Source organism: Halomonas sp. (genome assembly GCF_014859505.1).
In the GTDB taxonomy this organism is placed as follows: domain Bacteria; phylum Pseudomonadota; class Gammaproteobacteria; order Pseudomonadales; family Halomonadaceae; genus Halomonas.
In genome coordinates this window covers 1-5,724 of the sequence record NZ_JACUUD010000152.1, presented here as the reverse complement: position 1 = coordinate 5,724, position 5,724 = coordinate 1, and the positions used below count along the sequence as shown (strand labels likewise).

General features: G+C 71.8%; 4 protein-coding genes. 3 read left to right on the top strand and 1 reads right to left on the bottom strand.

The features are described from left to right. The first annotated feature begins 1 nt into the window (after position 1). Positions 2–958, top strand: a complete 957-nt coding sequence (locus tag IBX53_RS14145; protein WP_290910422.1) for a TAXI family TRAP transporter solute-binding subunit — start codon at positions 2–4, stop codon at positions 956–958. A gap of 33 nt (positions 959–991) precedes the next feature. On the opposite strand, the gene IBX53_RS14140 is transcribed toward IBX53_RS14145, so the two are convergent. Then, positions 992–1,645 carry a flavin reductase family protein gene (locus IBX53_RS14140; RefSeq protein WP_290910419.1) on the bottom strand — a complete coding sequence of 218 codons (654 nt, stop codon included), beginning with the start codon at positions 1,643–1,645 and terminating at the stop codon, positions 992–994. Between the two features lie 113 nt (positions 1,646–1,758). Here IBX53_RS14140 and recC point away from each other — a divergent pair, with 113 nt between their 5' ends. Continuing rightward, positions 1,759–5,445 (top strand): exodeoxyribonuclease V subunit gamma, encoded by a 3,687-nt coding sequence (gene recC, locus IBX53_RS14135; protein ID WP_290910416.1) that lies wholly within the window; start codon positions 1,759–1,761, stop codon positions 5,443–5,445. Beyond that, positions 5,442–5,724, top strand: a 283-nt coding sequence (locus IBX53_RS14130) for a UvrD-helicase domain-containing protein (protein ID WP_290910414.1), incomplete at its 3' end; no start/stop codon positions are given. The genes recC and IBX53_RS14130, both read left to right, overlap by 4 nt.

The following is a 5,724-nucleotide window of genomic DNA, read 5'->3' as shown; positions in this document are numbered from 1 at the left end:
CCTGCTCACCCCGCTGGCCGCCGCCGTGCTCACCGCGGGCCTCGCCGCCCCCGTGCTCGCCGACGAGGCCATCGGCATCGGCGTCGCCCCGACCGCCTCCGGCTGGTACTTCGGCTTCTCGGAGCTCTCGCGGCTGGTCAGCGGCGATTCCCCGCTGGAGGTCTCGGTGCGCGAGACCGGTGGCTCCCGGGAGAACGCCATCCGCCTGGGCCGCGGCGAGATCGACATGGGGCTGATCGACGCCCCCGGCGCCTTCGAGGCCTACAACGGCGAAGGGCGCTACGAGAACGACGCCATCGAGCAGATGCGCATGGTGCTGTGGGTCGCGCCCTCCACCATGCACTGGGCGGTACGCCAGGACAGCGGCATCGAGACCTTCGAGGACCTGGAGGGAGCTCGCTTCAACCCCAGCAGCATCGGTGGCGGCGGCGAGTACATCACCGACCTGGTCTTCACCGCCCTGGGCATCTCGCCGGACTTCCAGCGCATGAGCATGTCGGACGCCGCCGACGCCGTGGTGGACGGCCGCATCGTCGGCTTCAGCTACAACGGCATCCCGCCGATACCGGCCTTCACCGAGGTGCACTCCTCGCGCCCGCTGCGGGTGCTGTCGATGACCGACGAGCAGGTGGCCACTGCCACCGAGGCGCTGCCCTTCCTGTCGCGCGCCGAGATCCCGGAGGGCACCTACCGCGACATGCCGGCGGCCACCACCCTGGGCACCTACATCGGCATCGCCGCCACCAGCGACCTCTCCGAGGAGGCCGGCTACGAATTCACCCGGGCCTACTGGGAGAACATCGAGCGCCTCGGCGAGACCTTCGCCCCGGCCCGCGGCATGACGGCCGAGATCTCGGTGGAGAACACCACCACCCCGCTGCACGCCGGCTCGCTGCGCTACTACCGCGAGATCGGCATCGAGATACCGGAGGCGCTGGTCCCGCCGGAAGCCGAGTAAGCCAAAACGCCCTCACCTTTAACCGCGGCGGCCCTATCGGCCGCCGCGCTGCTGTGCGCTCATGGCGCTGCCCGAGGCCGGGCGCTCCACCTCGAAGAGGTCGGTGCAGCGGGCGTAGTCGTTGCCGGCCATGCGCCCGATGGGCCTGAGCCCCTCGGCATCCACGTGGCGGCCGTCCCACAGCGCATCCTCGATGTGGATCGACACCACCTCGGCCAGCACCAGGTTGCCCGCCAGGGGCTGGTCGCCGAAGCGGATGATCTCGCGCAGCCGGCAGCCGAAGGCCACCGGGGCGCCGGCCACCCGCGGCACCGAGACGCCGGCCATGGCCACCTTCTCGAGCCCGGCATGGACGAACTCGTCGTCGCCGTGCTCGAGCCCCGCGCTGGTAGCGTTCATCTCCTTCACCAGCCCCTCGCCGCTGATATGCACCACGCACTCCCCCACCTCGCCGAGGTTGCGGATGGTGTCCTTGGGGTTGCCGTCGCCGTCGAGCAGCGGCGAGAAGCCCAGCACCGGCGGGTTGACGCTCATCACGTTGAAGAAGGAGAAGGGCGCCAGGTTGGCGTTGCCCGCAGCGTCCAGGGTCGAGACCCAGGCGATGGGCCGCGGGCAGATACTGCCCGACAGCAGGCGGTAGATCTTGCCCGGGCTCAGGGCGTGTTCTTCGAGCAGGTAGTCGCTCATGACAGGGTCTCCGTGAGAATCGCGATTCCCCGATGGTAGCCCATCCGGCACCACGCTGTGGCACCATGTGAGGCCTGCTGTCTCCCCCCGGCACCCAGCGAAGGACCCGCGCCATGCCTCTCTCTACCCTCCATGGCCACGAGCTCGAACCCGGCTTCATGGTGATCCACGGCAACCGCCTGGAGGCGCTGCGCGGCCTGGTGGTGGAGTGGATGCGCCGCCACCCGCTGGGGCCGCTGGAGAACGAGACGATCCTGGTGCAGAGCAACGGCATCAGCCAGTGGCTGAAGCTGGCCCTGGCCGCCGACGAGTCCCGGGGCGGCGCCGGCATCGCCGCGGCCCTGGACGTCACCCTGCCGGCGCGCTTCCTGTGGCAGGCCTACCGCAGCGTGCTCTCTCAACGGGAAGGCGAGGACGCGGTGCCGCCGGTCTCCCCCTTCGACAAGCCGCGCCTGGTGTGGCGGCTGATGCGCCTGCTGCCCGCCCTGCTCGACGCCCCCGTCTTCGCCCCCCTGGCGCGCTTCCTGGAAGGCGACGACGACCTGCGCAAGCGCCACCAGCTGGCCGAGCGCCTGGCCGACCTATTCGATCAGTACCAGGTCTACCGCGCCGACTGGCTCACCGCCTGGGCGGCGGGCGAGGACGTGCTGATCACCGCCCGGGGCGAGGCGCGCATGCTTTCCGAGGAGCAGCGCTGGCAGGCCGAGCTGTGGCGCGCCCTGCGCGACGACATCGCCCGGGCCCATGGCGAGGCGGGGCTGGCCTCCAGCCGCGCGGCGGTCCATGAGCGCTTCCTCGCGGCGTGCCGGGAGCTGGGCGAGCGCCCGCCCGGCCTGCCGCGCCGGGTGATCGTCTTCGGCATCTCCTCGCTGCCCGCCCAGACCCTGGAGGCGCTGGCCGCCATGGCACGGGTCAGCCAGGTGCTGCTCTGCGTGCACAACCCCTGCCGCCACTACTGGGCGGACATCATCGAGCACAAGGACCTGCTCAGGGCCGAGAGAAGGCGTCAGCGGCGCCGCCCCGGCATGCCGGCGGACCTCGCCGAGACCGAGCTGCACCTCCACGCCCAGCCGCTGCTGGCCGCCTGGGGCAAGCAGGGCCGCGACTACCTGCGCCTGCTGGACGAGTTCGACGAGCAGCAGGCCTACCGCGGCCTCTTCGAGGGCGAGGCGCTGCGCATCGACCTCTTCGACTCGCCGCTGGAAAGCGCGGAGGAAACGGAGGACGAAGCGGGCAGCGAACCCAGCCTGCTGCGCCAGCTGCAGGACGATATCCTCGAGCTGCGCCCGCTGGCCGAGACCCGCGCCACCTGGCCCGCCGTGGAGCCGGCCCGCGACCGCTCGCTGCGCTTCCAGGTCGCCCACAGTGCCCTGCGCGAGGTGGAGATTCTCCACGACCAGCTGCTGGCCGCCTTCAGCGAGGACCCGACCCTCCGGCCCCGCGATATCCTGGTGATGGTGCCCGACGTGGACCAGTACGCCGCCGCGGTGCAGGCGGTGTTCGGCCGGCTCGACGCCGATGACCCACGCCATATCCCCTTCACCCTCTCCGACCAGGCCAGCCGCCACCGCCTGCCGCTGCTGATCGCGCTGGAGTCGCTGCTGCGCCTGCCGGAGCTGCGCCTCTCGGTGAGCGACCTGCTCGACCTGCTGGAGGTGCCGGCGGTGCGCGCGCGCTTCGCCATCCCCGAGAGCGGCCTGCCCACCCTGCGCCGCTGGATCGAGGGCGCCGGCATCCGCTGGGGGCTCGACGCCCGCCAGCGCCAGAGCCTCGACCTGCCGGGCGGCATGGTCGCCAACACCTGGGCCTTCGGCCTGCGCCGGCTGCTGCTGGGCTATGCGGTGGGCGACGCCGCCGAGGGGCCCTGGCAGGGGGTGGAGCCCTATGACGACATCGGCGGGCTGGAGGCGGCGCTGGCCGGCCCGCTGGTCAGCCTGATCGATACCCTGGAGACCCAGTGGCACCGCCTGGCCGAACCCTGCGACGTGGCCGGCTGGGGCGAGCGCTTGCGCGAGCTGCTGGCGGCCTGCTTCCTGGCCGACTCCGACCAGGACCTGATGGCGCTGACCCGGCTCGAGCAGGCGCTGGACGCCTGGCAGGAGAGCGCCGAGGAGGCCGGGCTCAGCGAGCCCCTGCCGCTCTCGGTGGTGCGCGACCACTGGCTCGCCCAGGTGGACGAGGCGAGCCTCTCCCAGCGCTTCCTCGCCGGGGCGGTGAACATCGCCACCCTGATGCCGATGCGCGCCATCCCCTTCCGCCACGTCTGCCTGCTGGGGATGAACGACGCCGACTATCCCCGGGTGCAGCGGCCCCTGGACATCGACCTGATGGCCCAGGACTACCGCCCCGGCGACCGCTCCCGCCGCGAGGACGACCGCTACCTCTTCCTGGAGGCGCTGCTCTCGGCCCGCGACCGGCTGAGCATCAGCTGGGTGGGGCGCAGCATCGTCGACAACAGCGAGCAGCCCCCCTCGGTGCTGCTCGGCCAGCTGCGCGACCACCTGGCCCGGGGCTGGCGGCTGGCAGGGCAGGAAGAGGAGGACGGCGGCAAGGCGCTGCTGGCGGCGCTGACCACCGAGCACCCGTTGCAGCCCTTCAGCATCGAGTATTTCCGGGAAGGTTCTTCATTGACCACCTACGCCCACGAGTGGCGCGAGCTGCATCGCCCCGACGCCGAGCCCACGCCAACCGCGCAGACGCCGCTGGCGCCGTTCCGCCAGGAGGCCCCGCTGACCCTGGCCCAGCTGGGCGCCTTCCTCAAGGCCCCGGTGCAGGCTTTCACCACCACCCGGCTCAAGGTCTTTCTCGAAACGGAGGCCATGGAGCGCCTCGACCACGAGCCCTTCACCCTCGGCGGCCTCGACCACTGGCAGCTGCAGCATGCGCTGATCGAGGCGAGCCGCACGGCAGTGGAGGCCGGCGAGCCCCATGAGCCCGCCATGCTGGCAACCCTGGAGCGCCTCGAGCGCCAGGGGCGCCTGGCCATGGGCGGCTTCGCCGAGCGCATGCGCGACTCCCTCGTCGAGCCCATGGACACCCTCTTCGCCGACTACCGCCAGGTACTCGACGAGTGGCCCCACGCCATGGAGGAGCCCCTCACCGTCTCGCTGGACTTTCGCGAGGCGCTGGACGAAGGCGCCGACGAGATCCCGGGCGGCGGCCTGGCCCTGGAGGACTGGCTGGGCGAGCTGCGCGTCAACGACGCCATGGAGCGCTGCCGGGTGCTGCTCACCACCAGCAGCCTGGTCAACAAGGGCAAGTACCACTGGAAGCACTGGCTGGGGCCCTGGGTGGCCCACCTGGCCAGCCAGCTGGAGGGGCCCATGACCACCCGGCTGCTCTCCCGCGCCGGCGGCGGCACCCTGGCCCCGCTGCCCGCCGAGGAGGCCCGCGCGCGGCTGGCCGATATCGCCGCGGCCTGGCAGCACGGCATGGCCACCCCCCTGCCCCTGGCCCGGGACACCGCCTTCGCCTGGCTGGAGAAGGGCGGAAGCCCTGCGGCCATGGCCCGCTGCCTCGCCGGCACGGCAAGCGAAGAGGACGACAAGGCCTGGAAGGCCGCCAGTACCGTCTTCTACGGCAGCGGCTTCAACAACGACCACGGCGAGCGTGGCCGCGACCCCTACCTGCTGCGCCAGTGGCCGGAGCTGGAGGCGCTGGTCCGGTCGTCAGAGGGTGGCGGCTTCGCCGAGCTGGCCGAACGGCTCTACGCACCGTTGCTGCTGGCAGTTAAGAAGCCGAAGGAGAAGAACGCCAAGGGCAATGGCGGCAAGGGCAAAGGCAAGGGAGGCAAGGCATGAGTACGCAGGACCAGCAGACGCCCCCCACCCTGGACCCGATTCGCCTGCCGCTCACCGGCAGCCGGCTGATCGAGGCCAGCGCCGGCACCGGCAAGACCTTCACCATCGCCCTGCTCTACGTGCGCCTGGTGCTGGGCCCCCGGGACGAGGCCGATGCAGAGAGCTTCCCCCGCGCCCTCACCCCGCCGGAGATCCTGGTGGTGACCTTCACCAACGCCGCCACCCGGGAGCTGCGCGACCGCATCCGCGCCCGGCTGGTGGAGGCCGCCGAGGCGTTTC